A 17,073-nucleotide genomic window follows, 5' to 3' on the forward strand; every position below is an offset into this window, starting at 1 on the left:
GTTACCTTCAATTCAAACTTTTCGCAGTGCGGATGCGTTTATGCTGACACATTTAACTTTGATTAATTTTGCTTTAGCCGATCAACTTGCCATCGATATTGAACAAGGTTTTAATGTCCTTACTGGTGAAACTGGCGCTGGGAAATCACTTTTACTCGATGCACTTTCAGCATGTCTAGGCGAAAGAACGGATACTCACTATGTCCGTTTTGGTTCAGATAAAGCAGATGTGACTGCGACTTTTAGCTATCAGATAGACTCTCCTGAAGCACAGTGGATTCAAGCACATGAACTGGATGATGAGTCTGGAGAGATTCATTTACGTCGTGTCATCTTTGCGACAGGTCGTAGTAAAGCTTGGATTAATGGCCGTCCAAGCAGTTTATCTGAGTTAAAAGAAATTGGCCGTCTTTTGGTACAACTCTATAGCCAACATAGTCAACAACAACTGTTAGATCCCCCTTATCCTAAGCATTGGCTGGATAAATATTATAGTTTTCACCAACCTGCACAAGCCGTACGTGACGCCTATCAACAATGGCAAAAAGATATTCGCCAACATCAAGCTGCACTAGATGCTCAAACGACACGTCAACAGCGTATTCAAACCTTAGAGCAACAGCTTGAAGAATTAGAAGCAGTGCTTGAAATACAATATCAAGAGATTGAACAAGAATTTGACCGTCTCAGCCACCATGAACATATTATGCAAGACTGTGGTGCCGCACTGAGTGCATTAGATGATGCAGAGCAAAATATTAATCAAGAGCTCTCTTCAATGCTACGTCGTATTGAATCTCATGCTGGACGCAGTGAACAATTATCCGTAATTTATACTTCTTTACTCAATGCGCAAAGTGAGCTTGATGATGCGACTGCGAATTTACGTCAATTCATCGATCGTCAAAGCTTTGATCCTGAACGTATGGAAGAACTCAATAGTCAATTAGAAATCTTTCATCGTTTAGCACGAAAATATCGTACTCAACCAGAACAATTACAGACGGAATATGAATGCTGGCAAACGGAATTGGCACAATTACAGCAATTACAAGATCCTGAAATGTTGGCCGAACAAGTCAATATATCCTATCAAGATTTCCTAGCGAAAGCACAATATTTAGACCAAATTCGTCGTGATGCTGCCCCTTCATTAGCCCAACAACTCACTGAACAGGTTAAACAACTGGCACTGCCTGAAGCTTATTTTGAATTTAAATTTGAGCCTTTAGAGCATGCATCTGCTGAGGGATTAAGTTTTATTCAATTACTCTTCACAGCCAATAAAGGTATTCCGCCTCAACCATTGGCCCGTATTGCATCAGGTGGCGAATTATCACGTATCGCACTTATCATGCAAGTCATGAATGCTGAAAAAACGGAGGCAGAAGTTCTTGTATTTGATGAAATTGATGTCGGGATTAGTGGTGGAACTGCAGAGATTGTTGGCCGTTTATTGGCTGACTTGGCTCAACATGTACAAATCTTGTGTATTACGCATCAAGCACAAGTTGCAGCACAATCCGATCAACACTTATTGGTCAAAAAACGCCAGACAGATCCTGCCAGCAGTACAATTCTCACACTCGACGAAGATACACGTATTTTTGAGCTGGCACGAATGAGTGGCGGTGTAGAAATCAATCAAACTACCTTACAACATGCCAAACAGTTACGACAACTCAAGTTTCAATGACTTGATTAAAAAATCAAGGTGGACATCCTCCCCGATCTCAAGGGACGGGGCTTTATATTAGATGGATGCAAAATACCAGAGTCATCTATATATAGATGCAATATCCGTGACACTCAATCTCATCAAAATGCAGTATCACACATATGAAAAGATTAAAAATAATCGCATTATAATTTTTTTTAAAGTTGCTCTGTTACATAAAATAGTGCTATGTTGAGTTTCACTCACATTGACGATGACACAAACAAAAATTAAAAAGTTAAACGGTCTTGATCCCAAAGATGAAAATCGATTGATGGATTCAAGCGGTCATCAGCATATATCGCGATGACAAACTTATCTTTATCAATTCATTACATAAATATTCATTATTGAATTAAAATCAGTTTAGTATCTTGCTATAGATCAAACGATTTAAACTCACAATCAATCTATCAGGAGAGTCTATTTGGTGGCCAAATCATATCTGACACATCGCTGTCTTATAGCTCCGCCCAATATGGATGATGATTTTTTTGCAAATACCGTCATCTATTTGGCACGCCATGATGAAGATGGCGCTCAGGGTATTATTATTAATCGGCCTTCTGGTATTCAAGTCAAAGAATTACTCAATGATCTTGATATTGAAGCCGATAATGTTAATCCTCATGAAGTTTTACAAGGAGGACCTCTTCGACCGGAGGCCGGTTTTGTATTACATACAGGACAGCCGACTTGGCATTCTTCTATTGCAGTCGGTGAAAATGTCTGTATTACCACATCTAAAGATATTTTAGATGCGATCGCACATAATCAGGGTGTAGGACGTTATCAAATTGCATTAGGTTATGCCAGTTGGGGGAAAAATCAGCTCGAACAAGAAATTGCACAAGGTGATTGGCTGGTATGTGATGCCGATATGGATTTGATTTTTAATCTTCCTTATAATGATCGCTGGGATGCTGCTTATAAAAAAATAGGCATTAACCGTATTTGGCTTTCTTCTGAGATTGGACATGCCTGACTTAAATACAACTGAAATGATCATGGCATTTGATTTCGGTACACAAAAGATGGGCATAGCTGTAGGTCAGTCTTTGATTGCAAGTGCTCATCCATTGGCTTTATTTCCAATGCGAGATGGTATTCCCAGTTGGGATGCATTGCATAAAATCATTAAACAATATCAACCAACATTATTGTTGGTTGGTTTGCCCTTAAATATGGATGAAAGTGAATCCGAACTGTCGACACGTGCACGTAAATTTGCACGACGTCTCCATCATCAAACCCATATTCGTACTTGGATGGTCGATGAGCGTTTAACAACACGTGAAGCGCGTGATGAGCTTGATCATTACCAGACTCAAGGTCGTGGTAAAAAAGTGTCTGCAGATAGTCTCGCTGCAGCTTTATTGATTGAAAGTTGGTATCGTGATCCTCAAGGCGTAACACCTTAAATCACATAAAAAGCGTATCTTATCGATACGCTAAAATAGACAACTAAGAACAAAGCTGTTTTTGAAATCCTTTGACTTTCTGCCCACGTGCACATTGATATTCTTTAAGCTGATCAATCTGCTGCCATTGCTGATTATGATATTTAAAACGGTATGTGCTACGAATTGCACGAACCGAATCATCCAATAAGCCGGTTTGTACAATCACGACACGTGCTGCTGTAGGTGACTCAGTGGCATTAAATACTTGACGAATTTCAATATTATTTAATTCAGATTTAAGTTCAGGCTGAGCTTTAAGAACCAATTGTAATGGAGATATTGTCTTATTATCAACTTGTGAGACCCATTGCTGGGTAGCTGCACATCCAGCTAAGGCTGTAGATGCCAATGCTAACAGCATGATTTTATTTAACATATAATGCTTATCCAGTTCAGTTTAATCGACCATAAAAAGCATAACGTGGAATCATGTTATGCCTTGATAGAATAGCCAGAGAATAGGCTTAATATGACATCGTCAATGCAATCATTAAGCACGTCAATTGAATCTTATTCAAGATCAAATAATTTACCAGGATTCATAATGCCATTTGGATCAAAAACCTGTTTAAGTGCTTTCATGTAATCAATTTCTGCTGCAGAACGTGTATAGGCCAAATAAGGTTTTTTCGTCATGCCCACGCCATGTTCTGCTGAAATAGAGCCATCATATTTTTTAACTGTCTCAAATACATATTTATTCACATGCTGACACTTATCAAAAAATTCATCTTTGCTTAAATTATCTGGCTTTAAAATATTTAAATGTAAATTACCGTCACCAATATGGCCAAACCAGCAAATCTCAAAATCAGGATAATTTTCACTGACAATTGCATCAATTTCTTTAATAAATGCAGGAACATGTGTAATCAATACTGAAATATCATTTTTATATGGTGTAAACGGTGCAATCGACTCAGAAATATCTTCACGTAAACGCCATAAACTGTGTAATTGATCCAGACTTTGACTCATTACACCATCGAGTACCCAGCCTTGCTCCATACAATGCTCAAAAATTTCCATCGCTGCATCCATAATAGGCTCATATGGTGCTTCAAATTCAAGTAATACGTAGAATGGACATTCCGTTTCAAATGGACGCTGTACATGACCATTGGCTAAAACTTTCTGCATCGAAAGTTCGCCAAAAAACTCAAATGCAGTTAAATCAATTTTATTTTGAAAGGCATGCAACACTGGCATAATGGCATCAAAATCAGGAACACCAAGTACCATCACCTGTAAATCATGCGGTTGACGTTCTAACTTAATTTCTGCTTCAGTGACTAAACCTAAAGTTCCTTCTGCGCCAATAAATAAATGCTGCAATGCATAACCTGTTGCATTTTTAATCATGCCTTTATTTAAACGAAGTATATCACCTTGACCAGTGACCACCGTTAGACCCAATACCCAGTTGCGTGTCATACCATATTTAATGACTTTAATCCCCCCCGCATTGGTTCCAATATTGCCACCAATTTGCGAAGATCCAGAAGAAGCAAAGTCAACAGGATAATACATCCCTTGCTCTTCAGCATAATTTTGTAATTGCTCAGTCACCACACCCGCTTGTACACGCACCATACGATCTGCAGGAAAAAATTCCAAAATTTGGTTCATTTTATCCATGCTCACCACAATTTCGCCATTGGCAGCAACTGCACCTGCAGATAACCCTGTACGGCCACCACTTGGTGTAATCGCAACATGAAATTGATTGGCTAATTTTACAATCTGCTGAACTTGCTCAGTGCTCGATGGAAAAACAATCACAGATGGATTTGGATCAAAGTGTTTGGTATGATCACGTCCCCAATTTTGTAGGCTATCCGCATCTGTTTTTATGCGGTTTTCACCCACAATGGCAGTTAATTGTGTCAATAACTCTGGGGTTAAAGCGACTGGAGCATTCATCGTTTTCAGACCTTACAAGAAGTAAACAGGTGGTTTTTTAAAACGTATCATCATGGAGTTAAAAGCATCACTTTGCCTTTTAATTCCGCAAATAGATTAATACATCATAAAAGTAAAATTCATCGTTTGCACGGCTACACTTTTATGAAATGCTATTATAAGGCATTTTTATGAAATGCCATATAAAATCGTGTTTTTAGCATGATACCTTTGAAATTACACAGTTAATTAGACCAAATATCAGAAGTCTTGATATCTTTTAGCTAAAATACCTTTGTGGATGATGCTAAAGGAAATGTCAATAAGATTACTTCCTATGCTATGATATGGCTACTAAATTTGGCCTTTGTAGCGGAGCAGTAATGAGCCAACATCTTTCACTTCCTAAAGATAAAATTCGTTTCTTGTTGTTAGAAGGCGTGCATCAAAATGCAGTTGATACCTTAAATGCTGCTGGATACACCAATATCGATTACCGTAAAACTGCACTTGAAGGTGATGCATTAAAAGAAGCCATCAAAGATGCTCATTTTATTGGTATTCGTTCGCGTACTCAATTGACTGAAGAAATCTTTGAGGCAGCAAATAAACTAATCGCTGTCGGTTGTTTCTGTATTGGAACCAACCAAGTGAATTTAAATGCAGCTATGATACGTGGTATTCCTGTATTTAATGCACCATATTCAAATACACGTTCAGTGGCTGAACTGGTACTTGCTGAAACCATTCTATTACTCCGTGGTGTGCCAGCAAAATCAACAGCATGTCATCGTGGTGGTTGGGAAAAATCCGCAGTTGGTTCATTCGAAACTCGTGGTAAAACTTTAGGTATCGTGGGTTATGGCTCTATTGGCTCACAACTTTCAGTCCTTGCCGAAAGTTTAGGCATGCACGTCATTTATTATGATGTAGTGACTAAATTGCCAATGGGTAATGCACGTCAAGTGGGTTCACTTAACGAATTATTGGCCAATGCAGATGTGGTCACATTACATGTTCCAGATTTACCATCTACACGCAATTTCTTTACTAAAGACCAGTTTGCGCAAATGAAATCAGGCTCTATTTTCTTGAATGCTGCACGTGGTACATGTGTCGTGATTGAAGATCTTGCTGAAGCGATTAAATCTGGTCATATTGCAGGTGCGGCAGTCGATGTATTCCCGAAAGAACCAAAAGCCAACGGTGAAGAATTTGTTTCTCCATTACGTGGTTTAGACAACGTGATTTTAACGCCTCACGTGGGTGGTTCTACCATGGAAGCACAAGCCAATATCGGTCTGGAAGTTGCTGAAAAATTTGTTGCTTATTCAGATAAAGGAATGACGCTCTCTGCAGTAAACTTCCCAGAAATTGCATTGCCATTAACTGAAGGTAAACATCGTTTATTGCATATCCATAAAAATGTTCCTGGTGTTTTATCTAAAATTAACAATCTATTTGCAGAGCATGGCATCAATATCTCTGGTCAGTCATTAATGACTAAAGGTGATGTGGGTTATCTGGTAATGGATGTTGATGCAACTGCATCTCAAGAAGCGCTTGATACCCTTCATGAAGTTGAAGGCACAATTCGTGTGCGTGTATTATTCTAGTCCATGTTTAAAATATAACCACAGCATTGATGCTGTGGTTTTTTTTATTGCGCTTGAGCAATATAAAAATTAAGCATGCCTATCACTGTAATAAAGAATTTTAATTTACCTTGGCATGATGAAAACAAATTCCACACTCAATGCACTATTACTATTATTGATTGCAATGATCAGTTTACAAAGTAGTGGTTCACTGGCCAAATTTTTATTTCAACAATTTCCTGTACTGAGTGTTTCCTTGATACGCTTAATGTTGGGTAGCCTGATTTTATCAATTATTTTTAAAATATGGCGTATCAATTTTAAAGCCGTACAATGGCGCGCTATTATCAGCTATGGCATTGCCTTGGCCGGAATGAATGCATTATTTTACTTATCGATCTCCCGCCTTCCCTTAGGCATTGCCGTTTCTTTTGAGTTTATTGGTCCATTGGCCGTTGCCTTATATTATGCACGACAAAAATATGATCTGATTTGGGTCTGTATGGCAATACTGGGATTAATGTTACTGTTTCCGTTTCAGGAGGCACAACATGGTTTAGATCCTCTTGGCATTATACTGGCATTAAGTGCGGGTGCTTGCTGGGCCTTATATATTATTGCTGGACAAAAACCGAGTGGTATCTCAGCCAATCATACCGTTTGCTTGGGCATGTTTGTCGCTATGCTCTGCATGTTACCGATTGCACTATATTTTAACTTTCCTCTACAACAACTGTTACAAACTGAAAATTTATTGGCATTTTTGGCCTTAGCCATTTTGGCCAGTGCCTTACCCTTTTCATTAGAAATGATTGCTTTACGTCGATTAAGTCCTTTAGTTTTTGGCACACTCACCAGTTTAGAGCCCGCTATGGCAGCACTGTCTGGCTTTATTTTTTTACATGAGCAATTACTTTGGACACAGTGTCTGGCACTCGCTATTATCATCTCTGCATCAATTGGATGTACCATTACTACCCATCAAGCCAAGCCAATGACTTAATTGTTTATGCTTTAAGCCTGTCTATGTGCTGAGTCATCTATGCTTAACTCACAACTCCTTGCAGTCTTTTTCATGGTCTTATCCATGATTTCCTATCAAGTTAGTGCGGCATTTGCCAAATCACTGATTGCCATTTTAGATCCCTTATCGGTCACTATTTTGCGGCTATTTTTTGCAGCAATAATTGTCTGTTTAATGTTTCGTTCATGGCAAATTTTATCCCGCTTAAGCCACTTAAAATGGAAAAGCTTACTCTGCTATAGTGCAGCATTAGGCTGTATGAATATTTTATTTTATATTTCTTTAGGTAAATTACCCCAAGGCATTGCTGTGGGTTTAGAGTTTATTGGTCCTTTAGGTCTGGCACTATTATCCACCAAAAATAAACAAGATTATATTTGGGTGGCTTTGGCTATACTGGGCATTGCACTCATGGTTCCTTGGGGCAGTAATCAAGATCATCAATTCTCAATCATTGGTGCATTATGTGCTTTGGCTGCAGGTCTATGCTGGGCTGCCTATATTCATTTTGGTCAACAGGTGGTACAACAAAATATCGGAATGCATGCACTGACGATCGCCATTAGCTTATCTGTGATTTGCTTGTTGCCGATTGGACTCTACCAACATGCTGAGATTTTATTTGACCAGCGCTATTGGGGACAAGCACTGATCATTGCTATTCTCGCGACAGCCTTACCCTATACACTCGACTTACAAGCATTAAAGCGCTTAAATAAGGCCAGTTATGGCGTACTGTCCAGCCTGTCACCAGTATTGGCCGCATTGACTGGTTTATTATTATTGGGCGAAAAAATTACCATGGCACAGTGGATTGCGTTGCTCTGTATCATGTTGGCCTCGATTGGCATAACCTATCGCTCAATACAAATTGCAAAAAACACTGCAAAAACCTAAACTTAAAAGCAGATTGACGAGATGTTCACATCAGGCCAATATCGCCAAAGCCAGTCTATCTGGCTGGCCTATTACATCTATTTGGATCTGATTTTGCTTAAAAATTGACTTTTTTTATGAAAGTATTTTGGTCAACGGTATTTTTTTCTATGATTACCGATCTGTTTGTTGATTCGGTGTTAAATCGCCATATATGACAATTTGATCATTTTATATTTAAACAAATAAAGACATAATTTTTATAGTAATGATGCATATAATCATCTAAAAATTATACTACAAATTAATCAGGTGCCATCTATGAATACCATCTTTTACTTATTGTTGATTATTGTCAGTGATACGGGTTCATCCATTGAAAAAATACCACAAAAATCCTTACAAGAATGCCAACAAAATGCCGCTAAAATCAATACGGCTAAACTACCGGATTCACAAGGTATGACTATACTATGCCTATCGGGAATTAAACAGTAATCACCAAATCAAATACTCACTAAAAATTCAAGTGAAAAATGAGAGGATCATCTCTCATTTTTTTATCCATTATTTTGTCATTTATTAACACTATAAACAAAAAAATGATGCATATCTTTCTAATCTCATTGATCTACAAATTTTAGTCTCTATATGACTTTTATCGTCAACCATGATGATTTATTCATGACCATCTAACATATATTTTCAATAATATTTTGCTAAAAAAAAACCGACTTGTAGCCAAGTCGGTTGAACGAGATCGTTCTAGAGGGTATAACTTATAATAGGATACTGAGCTTAAAGTAATATTAAAAAATAGGGTAATAATCAAACAAAAAAGTGCTGATCTAACATCAAGTTCAGCTAATTTATAGATGACGTACAAGATGTTATAAATATCATCATGCTGATACAAATTTTTAAATCTCTTGAATGATAAATAATATTATCGAGTATTTACATTCTCTATCATCGGTATGATCATCATTTTTAAAATGCTTAAATAATGCCAAGATTTTCTAGTGATTTATAGGCAATCTCATGACGCATAGCACCTGGCATATTGGGCTTCATCTCTAAATTTAACGAGAATGATATTATTTTGCCAGTAGGCTGCTCTACCCAACCAGTTAACCAACCCACTTACGGACTAACATCCATTCCCCAACCACTTTTAGCATAAATTTTACTGCCATTTATTTCTTTGATCAGAAGCATCTGTTTAACTTTTTCTTGAGTTTCGGCTTTAAAGGGCAATGTGTTATGTGCAAGACCTTCAACAAATTCAACCTCTTGTATAGGGGTAATCGTTAAAGGTCCAACCAGCCAAAAATTATCAACTTGGCGACCAATAATCGTCAGGTTAAATCGCTATTAACATTTATGTTTTACATCACACCGATGATATTAAACGAGGATTGACTATTTGATATAACACATGCTTTTCAAGATCGTGGCCTGAACTCAGTTTTGGATGATTGAACTCACCCACTTTACTCATTCCGATTCTTTTCATCACAGATTGCGAAGGCAGATTGATCTCTGCAGTAAAGGAAACAATTTTATTGAGATTGAGCTGATTAAAGGCATATACTATGGCTGCCTTAGCACCTTCTGTGGCATAACCATTGCCCCAATATTGTCTCGCTAAGCGCCATCCTATTTCAACACAGGGAGAGAACTCAAATTGCTCTGGTTGATGATGTAAGCCAATAAAACCAATAAACTCCCCTGTTTGCTTTAACACTACAGCCCAAAATCCCCATTGATTTTGATCAATAATATCTTTCACTGTATCAATGAATTGAAGACTTTCCTCCCGAGTCAAAAGATCAGGAAAATATTGCATAACTTCTGGGTCTAATCCCATGTTAATAAAAGGTAGATAATCTTGCACTTGCCATTGCCGCAATATTAATCGCTCAGTTTCTAACATCTTCGGCCTTAGAATCGGTATCAAATTTTATGTTTTCATCCATTTTGGATGAAATGAAAATTTAAATCAAATTTATGGCTGAGTATCATATTTTTAATATTGTTATGGGTAACTTTAACATCATAAATATAGGCTAAAATTAACATCTCTTGTAATGGTATTCCAGTCATGGCGGTTAAATGACTATCCTCTAAAATATAATATTCTAGATTTTTTATATGTTTTCATCTTGCATACGACTGATCCATCCATGTTTTATCATGCTATTTGATCATTAATATCACGTATTTTTTTGCTTTTTATTTAGATTTTAGCGTTACTTGTGATGATAAGTAACGCTATCCATCCGCTTAATTCACGCCCATGACAATTTGATAGCTTAAACGGATAATCAATACACTGACTAAAATTAAAAATAAAATACGAATAAAACCACTGCCATATTTTAATGCAGCACGTACGCCCACTAAAGAACCAATAATATTGGCTGCAGCCATAGCTAAGCCAATACCAAACAATACATGCCCTGTTGGAATAAAAAAACTTAACGCAGCAAAGTTAGTGGTAAAGTTTGCAATTTTAGACAATGCAGATGCATGTAAAAAATCGACCTGTAAATAACGAATAAAGAAAAAGATAAAGAAACTACCTGTCCCTGGACCAAAAATACCATCATAAAAGCCAATCAATAAACTACCAACTGCAGCTAAAATCAACATTTTTGTGGTCAGTTGTTGTTGTACATGGACTTGGCCAAATTGCTTTTTCATAAAAGTATAAATCGCAATAATCACCAGCATCACCAACACAAAGGGTTTTAAAATCTCTTTGGGAATTAAAGGGACACAGGCTGCACCAACAAATGCACTAATTAAAGCACAACTCGCAACGACTGCCATTAACTTCCAGCGTAATTTAACTTTACGTAAAAAACTCCATGCAGCAGAGGCTGTACCAAAAATCGAAGAAAGCTTATTGGTGCCAAAAACTGTTGCGGGTGCTAATTGCGGCATACCGCCCATAATGGCAGGAATTTGAATTAAGCCTCCACCCCCTACTGCAGCATCAATCGCACCTGCGCAAAAAGCAAAAAATATCAGACTGAGTAGAATATCAACATCTATCACAACAACAACCTTGTTTATAAAAAGTAAAAATATTAGAGATTAAGCACACGTTTAGGAACGAGTCTTTTCTGCTCAGTAATTTCAGCCAAACCTAAGCAGCGCTCACCATCAAAAACTAAAACTTGTGTTTCAGCTGCATGATCAATATTACTTTCCATACCACGACTAAAATATTCAGCACGTCCTTCAGGTACTTGTATCTGAGGAAAATGTGCAATCGGCGAATAGACACTGAGCAATAATGCTTCACGCTGCTGTTCGGTTAAACTTTCTAAATACTCAATGGTATATTCAGGAATTAAATGGAAATGTCCTGTCTGTGTTCGTTTTAAATAGGTTAGATGGCCATAACTATTTAAAGCTTTGGCAATATCCTCCCCTAACACTCGAATATAAGTTCCCTTAGAACAAGTCACGTCCAAGTCAATACTGTTGGCAGTAAACGAGAGCAACTCAATGGCGTAAATAGTAATTGGACGTGCTTCTCTTTCTATTTCAATACCTTGTCTCGCCAATTCATATAAAGGACGCCCTTGTTTTTTTAAGGCAGAATACATGGGAGGGACTTGTTGAATATCGCCAATAAATTGCTGTAATACATTGTTAATCTGAGCTTCATTGAGTTCAGCAATTGGTTTTTCCAACAGAATTTCACCTTCGGTATCACCTGTCGTCGTACTATGTCCTAAATAAATTGTGGTTTGATAACGCTTCGTCGAATCCAAAAGAAAATGAGAAAACTTAGTTGCCTCACCTAAACAAATCGGTAATAAGCCTGATGCAAGTGGATCAAGTGCACCAGTATGTCCTGCTTTTTGCGCACGAAAAAGCCAACGTACTTTTTGTAAGGCAGCATTTGAACTAATTCCCAAAGGTTTATTGAGTAAAAAAACCCCACTAATAGGACGACGTTGTATTTTTGACGAAGATACTTTCATAACAAGAATATTCAAATTTTGGACCATGCCATGGTATCAATCTGCCAAGAACTTTTACAACCTATGAATCGAGTTGTTTGGCTATGTTATCGCTAGACTGATCCACCATATAAAAAAAGACGCCCTAAGGCGTCTCTTTATTTGATTTAAACCGATCTTATAGACCGTTGTTAAATTCTTCGTTAAATGCTTGGCTTAATGCTTGATCAACATCAGAGAAATCATTTTGTAGCTCAAGCTCTGCAGCTTCTGCTTCTTGACGACGACGCTCTAAATGATAAGCAAGACCTGTACCTGCTGGAATTAAACGACCAACAACCACGTTCTCTTTTAAGCCACGTAAATCATCTTCTTTGCCTGTTACAGCAGCTTCAGTTAATACACGTGTTGTTTCTTGGAACGATGCAGCTGAAATAAATGAGTCTGTTGAAAGCGATGCTTTGGTAATACCCATTAATTGACGTTCAAATTTCGCAGGGAACTTGTTTTGAGCCAATAATGCTTGGTTCTCTTGAACCACACGAATGTAGTCCACTTGCTCACCTTTGATAAAGCTTGAATCACCACCATCAGTAATATCAACTTTACGCAACATTTGACGTACAATGACTTCAATATGCTTATCGTTAATTTTTACACCTTGCAGACGGTAAACATCTTGAACTTCATTCACGATGTAATTCGTCAATGCAACTTCACCTTTCAAGCGTAAGATGTCATGTGGATTTTGTGGACCATCAGAAATGGTTTCACCACGGTTCACATGCTCACCCTCAAACACGTTGATTTGACGCCATTTTGGAATCAATTCTTCGTAAATTTCAGAGCCATCATCTGGTGTAATGACCAAACGGTTTTTACCTTTTGTTTCTTTACCAAAGCTCACGATACCTGAAATTTCTGCCAAAATCGCATGCTCTTTTGGTTTACGCGCTTCAAATAAATCGGCAACACGTGGTAAACCACCGGTAATATCACGGGTACGTGAAGATTCTTGCGGTACACGACCAATAACATCACCCACACCAATCGTTTCACCGTCACGAACAGTAAGAATGGTATTTTGTGGTAAGAAGTAGAACTGTTCATCACCATCGACTGTATCCAGTACAACCGCAGGACGTAAATCTTTACCAGATGCAGGACGAGACGTCACTGGTAAAATTTCTACCGTAGTCATCCCTGTTGCATCATCAGTTTTCGATGTTGCAGTCACGCCATCAGCAATTTGGCTAAAGCGTACTTTACCGGCAACCTCAGTCACCAATGGATGTGTATGCGGATCCCAAGTTGCGACAATACCGCCAGCTTCAACAGATTCACCATCTTTTAATAAGATTGATGCACCATAAGGCAATTTATAACGTTCACGCTCACGACCTAAATCATCTGCAATACCAATTTCACCTGAACGGGAAACTGAAACCAAATGACCTTTAGCATGCTGTACTGTTTTCACATTATGGAAACGTACTGTACCTTTATTACGGACTTGCACACTATTGGCAGCAGAAGTTCGGCTCGCAGCACCACCGACGTGGAATGTACGCATGGTTAACTGTGTACCAGGCTCACCAATCGACTGTGCAGCCATAACCCCAACAGATTCACCTGGGTTCACCAAATGACCACGGGCTAAGTCACGACCATAACATTTCGCACACACGCCAAAAGTAGATTCACATGCTACAACTGAACGTACTTTAACTTCATCAACACCAGCTTCTTCTAAATAAGCTGCTAATTTTTCATCAATTAAAGTATTACGTGGCAGAATGATTTCATCTGAACCTGCTCTCTTCACATCTTCAGCAACCACACGACCAAGGACACGTGTACCCAAGTTCTCGATGATATCGCCACCTTGGATGAATGGTGTCATCACCAAACCACCTAAAGTGCCACAATCTGGCTCAGTAATCACCAAATCTTGAGCCACATCGACTAAACGACGTGTTAAGTAACCTGAGTTTGCTGTTTTTAATGCAGTATCGGCCAAACCTTTACGTGCACCATGTGTTGAAATAAAGTACTGAAGTACGGTCAAACCTTCACGGAAGTTTGCCTTAATTGGTGTTTCAATGATCGAACCATCTGGTTTCGCCATCAAACCACGCATACCAGCCAACTGACGAATCTGTGCTGCCGAACCACGGGCACCCGAGTCAGACATCATATAAATCGAGTTAAATGATTTTTGCTTCTCGTCTTCACCCTGTTTATTTTTCACCGTGGTAAATGACAAGTTATCCATCATCGCTTTAGCAACTTGGTCGTTAGTACGTGCCCAAATATCGACCACTTTGTTATAACGTTCACCAGCAGTTACGAAACCTTGCTCAAACTGTTGTTCAATTTCACGAACTTCAGTTTCTGCTTTTTCGATAATTACTTCTTTAGTTGGTGGAATCAACATATCTTCCATACCAACCGATACACCTGAACGTGTCGCTTGACGGAAGCCAAGATACATCAATTGGTCAGCAAAGATAACAGTATCTTTTAAACCCAATTTACGATAGCAAGAGTTAATCAATTTAGAGATGTTTTTCTTGGTCATCTCAACATTAATTTGCTGGAAATCCATACCTTCAGGTACAACTTCCCAAAGTAAACAACGACCTGGTGTGGTATCCACAATAATCGTTTGTTGCTCACGCTCACCATCATCATTAATCACAGTTTGATGTACACGTGCTTTGACACGCGCATGTAAATCAACTTGACCTGTTGCAAGTGCGCGGTTAACTTCATGCGTATCCGCAAAGACCATGCCTTCGCCCTTCGCATTTACTGCATCACGTGTGATGTAGTAAAGACCCAAGACCACGTCCTGAGAAGGTACGATGATCGGCTCACCATTGGCAGGAGACAAAATGTTATTGGTCGACATCATTAACGCACGCGCTTCTAATTGCGCTTCAAGTGTTAATGGTACGTGTACCGCCATTTGGTCACCATCGAAGTCGGCGTTAAACGCAGCACAAACGAGTGGGTGTAAACGAATCGCTTTACCTTCAATCAGAATCGGTTCAAATGCTTGAAGACCTAGACGGTGAAGTGTTGGCGCACGGTTTAACATCACTGGATGTTGACGAATCACAGATGCTAAAACATCCCAAACCTCAGGGGTTTCGCGCTCAACCATTTTTTTCGCAGCTTTAATGGTGGTTGCTTGACCTGATGCTTGTAATTTCGCAAAAATAAATGGCTTGAACAGTTCCAGTGCCATTTTTTTCGGTAAACCACATTGATGTAAACGTAAATTTGGACCTACGGTAATCACCGAACGACCAGAATAATCGACACGTTTACCCAACAAGTTTTGACGGAAACGACCTTGTTTACCTTTGATCATATCTGCCAAAGATTTCAATGGACGTTTATTCGAACCTGTAATTGCACGACCACGACGACCATTATCAAGTAAAGCATCTACAGATTCTTGTAGCATACGTTTTTCATTACGTACAATAATATCTGGTGCTGCAAGATCAAGTAGACGTTTTAAACGGTTGTTACGGTTGATTACACGACGGTAAAGATCGTTTAAGTCAGAAGTCGCAAAACGACCACCTTCAAGTGGTACCAATGGACGTAAATCTGGTGGAAGTACTGGAAGTACATTCATCACCATCCATTCAGGTTTGTTATTTGATTCTTTAAACGCTTCCATTAACTTCAAACGTTTCGATGCTTTTTTCAGCTTCGTTTCTGAAGTTGTATTTGGAATTTCTTCACGTAAACGTGAAATTTCGTTTTCAAGATCAATATCTTTTAACAAATCTTGAACAGCTTCTGCACCCATTTTCGCAGTGAATTCATCACCGTGCTCTTCTAATGCATTAAAGTATTCTTCGTCATTCAGAAGTTGATATTTCTCAAATGGCGTCATACCTGGATCGGTAACCACATAAGATTCAAAATACAATACACGTTCAATATCACGTAGCGTCATATCGAGCAATAAACCGATACGGCTTGGTAATGATTTCAAGAACCAAATATGTGCAACTGGAGAAGCAAGTTCAATGTGCCCCATACGTTCACGACGAACTTTGGCAGTGGTTACTTCAACGCCACATTTTTCACAAATGACGCCTTTATATTTCATTCGCTTGTATTTACCACACAAGCATTCATAATCTTTTACTGGACCAAAAATTTTGGCACAGAATAAACCATCACGTTCAGGCTTAAACGTACGATAGTTAATGGTTTCTGGTTTTTTAACTTCACCATGAGACCACGACTTAATCATTTCTGGTGACGCAAGACCAATGCGGATGCGATCAAACTCTACAGGAGCATGACCGTCTGAATCCGTCTTTTTGCGCATGATATCGAGCAAGTCTTTCAATTTTTTTCTCCGTGTGTCGGTAAGTTTTTCACTTGCCGACTGGGTCACAAATATTGTTTTCTAACTGAATACCCCCTCACTTCTTAGCTTGCTGAGCACTAAGCCTTGGGTGAATACACACAAGGCTTAATA

13 protein-coding genes and 1 pseudogene are annotated in these 17,073 nt (G+C 38.6%); 7 read left to right on the top strand and 7 right to left on the bottom strand.

The genetic code is table 11. From position 1 onward, the window contains the following. Positions 1-40: 40 nt before the first annotated feature. From recN to ruvX, 3 genes are all read left to right on the top strand, one after another. Positions 41-1,696 (top strand): DNA repair protein RecN, encoded by a 1,656-nt coding sequence (gene recN / locus QSG86_RS03190; protein ID WP_317030177.1) that lies wholly within the window; start codon positions 41-43, stop codon positions 1,694-1,696. Positions 1,697-2,147: 451 nt separating this feature from the next. Further along, complete coding sequence (locus QSG86_RS03195) at positions 2,148-2,702, top strand: YqgE/AlgH family protein (protein WP_317030178.1); 555 nt, start codon at positions 2,148-2,150, stop codon at positions 2,700-2,702. Continuing rightward, positions 2,695-3,138 carry a Holliday junction resolvase RuvX gene (ruvX, locus tag QSG86_RS03200; protein ID WP_317030179.1) on the top strand — a complete coding sequence of 148 codons (444 nt, stop codon included), beginning with the start codon at positions 2,695-2,697 and terminating at the stop codon, positions 3,136-3,138. Before QSG86_RS03195 ends, ruvX begins: the two co-directional genes overlap by 8 nt. Positions 3,139-3,181: 43 nt before the next feature. On the opposite strand, the gene QSG86_RS03205 is transcribed toward ruvX, so the two are convergent. After that, positions 3,182-3,556, bottom strand: a complete 375-nt coding sequence (locus tag QSG86_RS03205; protein ID WP_317030180.1) for a hypothetical protein — start codon at positions 3,554-3,556, stop codon at positions 3,182-3,184. Positions 3,557-3,690: 134 nt separating this feature from the next. Then, the gene (locus QSG86_RS03210; RefSeq protein WP_317030181.1) at positions 3,691-5,103 is read right to left on the bottom strand and encodes an FAD-binding oxidoreductase; all 1,413 of its coding nucleotides are present in this window, start codon (positions 5,101-5,103) and stop codon (positions 3,691-3,693) included. Positions 5,104-5,465: 362 nt separating this feature from the next. Here QSG86_RS03210 and serA point away from each other — a divergent pair, with 362 nt between their 5' ends. The 4 genes from serA (at position 5,466) to QSG86_RS03230 (ending at position 9,078) form a co-directional block, all read left to right on the top strand. Beyond that, positions 5,466-6,698 carry a phosphoglycerate dehydrogenase gene (gene serA / locus QSG86_RS03215; RefSeq protein ID WP_317030182.1) on the top strand — a complete coding sequence of 411 codons (1,233 nt, stop codon included), beginning with the start codon at positions 5,466-5,468 and terminating at the stop codon, positions 6,696-6,698. A 115-nt stretch (positions 6,699-6,813) separates the two neighbouring features. Then, positions 6,814-7,683: an EamA family transporter gene (locus tag QSG86_RS03220; RefSeq protein ID WP_317030183.1), complete on the top strand. Its 870-nt coding sequence runs from the start codon at positions 6,814-6,816 to the stop codon at positions 7,681-7,683. A gap of 39 nt (positions 7,684-7,722) precedes the next feature. After that, the gene (locus QSG86_RS03225; protein ID WP_317030184.1) at positions 7,723-8,601 is read left to right on the top strand and encodes an EamA family transporter; all 879 of its coding nucleotides are present in this window, start codon (positions 7,723-7,725) and stop codon (positions 8,599-8,601) included. A 300-nt stretch (positions 8,602-8,901) separates the two neighbouring features. Further along, on the top strand, positions 8,902-9,078 hold the full coding sequence (locus QSG86_RS03230) for a hypothetical protein (protein WP_317030185.1): 177 nt from the start codon (positions 8,902-8,904) through the stop codon (positions 9,076-9,078). A 501-nt stretch (positions 9,079-9,579) separates the two neighbouring features. Here the strand turns inward: QSG86_RS03230 and QSG86_RS03235 are convergent. From QSG86_RS03235 to rpoC, 5 genes and pseudogenes are all read right to left on the bottom strand, one after another. Beyond that, positions 9,580-9,933 (bottom strand): annotated as a pseudogene (locus QSG86_RS03235) (penicillin-binding transpeptidase domain-containing protein); the annotation flags it as partial. A gap of 40 nt (positions 9,934-9,973) precedes the next feature. After that, positions 9,974-10,516, bottom strand: a complete 543-nt coding sequence (locus QSG86_RS03240) for a GNAT family N-acetyltransferase (protein ID WP_317030186.1) — start codon at positions 10,514-10,516, stop codon at positions 9,974-9,976. A gap of 350 nt (positions 10,517-10,866) precedes the next feature. After that, complete coding sequence (locus QSG86_RS03245) at positions 10,867-11,640, bottom strand: sulfite exporter TauE/SafE family protein (protein ID WP_317032655.1); 774 nt, start codon at positions 11,638-11,640, stop codon at positions 10,867-10,869. A gap of 35 nt (positions 11,641-11,675) precedes the next feature. Further along, a complete protein-coding gene (gene truB / locus QSG86_RS03250) occupies positions 11,676-12,581 on the bottom strand; it encodes a tRNA pseudouridine(55) synthase TruB (protein ID WP_317032656.1) in 906 nt (301 codons plus the stop codon). Positions 12,582-12,738: 157 nt separating this feature from the next. Next, entirely contained in the window at positions 12,739-16,941 is a 4,203-nt protein-coding gene (rpoC, locus tag QSG86_RS03255) for a DNA-directed RNA polymerase subunit beta' (protein WP_317030187.1), read from the bottom strand. Positions 16,942-17,073 lie beyond the last annotated feature (132 nt).

The sequence above is a fragment of the Acinetobacter sp. SAAs474 genome (assembly GCF_032823475.1).
Lineage (GTDB): Bacteria > Pseudomonadota > Gammaproteobacteria > Pseudomonadales > Moraxellaceae > Acinetobacter.